At 59.0% G+C, this 2,091-nt stretch carries 2 protein-coding genes and 1 pseudogene; all 3 read right to left on the bottom strand.

Features of this window, described 5'->3' with window-relative positions; genetic code table 11:
• Positions 1-250: 250 nt before the first annotated feature.
• Positions 251-670, bottom strand: coding sequence for a hypothetical protein (locus QN350_RS19525; RefSeq protein ID WP_322140255.1), 420 nt, complete (start codon positions 668-670; stop codon positions 251-253).
• A gap of 444 nt (positions 671-1,114) precedes the next feature.
• Positions 1,115-1,411 (bottom strand): hypothetical protein, encoded by a 297-nt coding sequence (locus tag QN350_RS20075; protein ID WP_369125153.1) that lies wholly within the window; start codon positions 1,409-1,411, stop codon positions 1,115-1,117.
• Positions 1,389-1,794, bottom strand: a pseudogene (locus QN350_RS20070) (hypothetical protein). Before QN350_RS20070 ends, QN350_RS20075 begins: the two are co-directional and overlap by 23 nt.
• Positions 1,795-2,091: the final 297 nt, after the last annotated feature.

Raw genomic sequence — 2,091 nt, 5'->3', positions numbered from 1 at the left:
ACACCCACACCCAAACCGCCGGCCCCGGTCGTCGACGTCTGGAACCTCGACCCCGAACCCGACAACCCCGACAACCCGACAACCTTCTAGGTCGCCCGGCATTCCAGGTCGCCCGGCGATACGTGGCGACTATTACTACTCGACGGCGTGAGCCACGCCTACGGACGGTTTACTCCTGGGTTCGCGCATACCCGACCCGCCGCGTTGCTCCCGCAACCCTGGACGCTGGGACGCGCGCGAGTCGTTGTCGCTACTGCTTATTCGACGCGATCGCGCGCGCTGTTACTCCCAGCCGCATCGACGAGAACGCGAACATCGCCGCGATCACAGCGTTCGTGATCAGTGGAACTATCAACAGCCCGGACTCCGGGCGGCTGATGACCGCGATCAGCAAGTAGATTGCCTGCGCGCCGAAGAGAAGTGTGAAGACGAAACCGGATGTCCGGTGCGCCGTCATCTTCCACCACGGGCGCCTCTGTTCAACGGGTTCACCCTCGCCGCGAAAGGTTCGCGTAGCGAAGGCGACCAGAACCAGCGCGAGTGCGCCCGTCACAACGGAGGCGACAGGGAGTGGGAGGCCGATGGTCAGGGCTGAGCCGAGAATCACCACCACGCAACTACTCGTGACGTAGCCGATCTTCGTGGACGTCGTTGTGATGCGAATTGTCATGAACATCCCCCGTGATGAAAAGATCGACCGGCTTGCGCCTGGCTCCCGACCAAATCATAACCGCAACAAAAAAGGGCCCCGTTCGTGAGAACGGAACCCTTTGCTGATCGGTCTTTTCGGTGCACCCCCCGGGACTTGAACCCGGAACCCACTGATTCCGAATTCTCGCGAGGCCATTACTGGGGTGCGAGGCTTTTAGAGAACGAAGTCCACATTTATTCCACACCTATGTATCGTCTGTACGAACGCTGATCGTTAGCCGAATGCGCCCAATTCGGCTGATTTTGGGAAGCTTGGCTACTCCTCTTACTGCACCGACGACCGTAAGGACCGCGCATGTACTGTCCATGCCCACACGCAGCGCAAAAGACCGTCAAGAGCATTGGTAAACCGTAGACGATCTGCTCACCGCCGCGGAACGGGGTGATGGTTCGAGTAAGCCGTCTATGGTGCCCCTGGAGGGATTCGGACCCCCAACCGTTTCCGTAGAACACAACCAAAAACGCTACCTCTCTTTTTGTGTCTCAGTTCTCCGTGCCCGCTATGCATTTCAGAGTTCAGCGCGGATAGTAGCCAGTTCCCTGTTGCGCTCGTGTCCCCGATGATCTGGGACAGAACGAGCAGGGCGTTCTTCTCACTGTCCGCCGGCACCACGTACCAGGGGCTGTCCATGGTGCTCATGACTGTCAGGCATTTCTCGTAAGCCGACAAATGCGAGTCACAATACTCCCGTTCGTGAATGTCCGAGAGAGTGAGCTTCCAGTTTTTTTTCGGGAACGTCGATGAGTTCGCGGAATCCGTTCGCCTGTTCCTCTTTCGAAAGGTTCACGAAGATCTTGACGATCATCGTCCCCTTGCGGCTCAGATGCGCCTCGAGGTCCGCAATCGAGCGATGCCGTTCTCTCCAGATGGACGACTCGTCGATGAGTTCGGCCGGGATACCCTCGCCGTGCATAATCTCCGGGTGCGCCCGCGCGACGAGAACTTCTTCGTAGTATGAGCGATTGAAGGTGCCGATCCGGCCCGCGGCGGGTCGGACGCCAGATAAAGTCGTGCTCGAGTTCCTCGCTACTGGGCTGTTTGAAGCTGGAGACCTGGCAGCCCTGGGGGTTCACCCCGTACATGACGTGTCGGATCGCTCCATTCTTTCCTGCCGCATCCATGCCCTGGAAGATCACCAACACGGACTAGTGCACCGAGGCGTAGTGCAACCGCTGCAGCTCGCTCAGCTTTTTGATACGCCGAGGCAAGACCTGTTTATACGTTGTGTCGGCCCCGAGACATCCCCAACATCCGTTGCGCGCTTGGCGAGGTCCGCATTCTTTCCTGCTTCGACGCGGAAGCCACTGGTCGTTATCTTCATGACTGGCCCTTCGTTTCTCGCGGTGCGGCGCCTTCTGTGCTCGGACCAATGGAGGCGG

The organism is Cryobacterium sp. 10I5 (assembly GCF_035019865.1).
GTDB lineage: Bacteria > Actinomycetota > Actinomycetes > Actinomycetales > Microbacteriaceae > Cryobacterium > Cryobacterium breve_A.
This window is presented reverse-complemented; position numbering and strand designations above follow the sequence as displayed.

Excerpts from the sequence above, each read along its gene's own strand:
- QN350_RS19525 (WP_322140255.1), bottom strand. The coding sequence starts at position 670 with ATGACAATTCGCATCACAACGACGTCCACGAAGATCGGCTACGTCACG.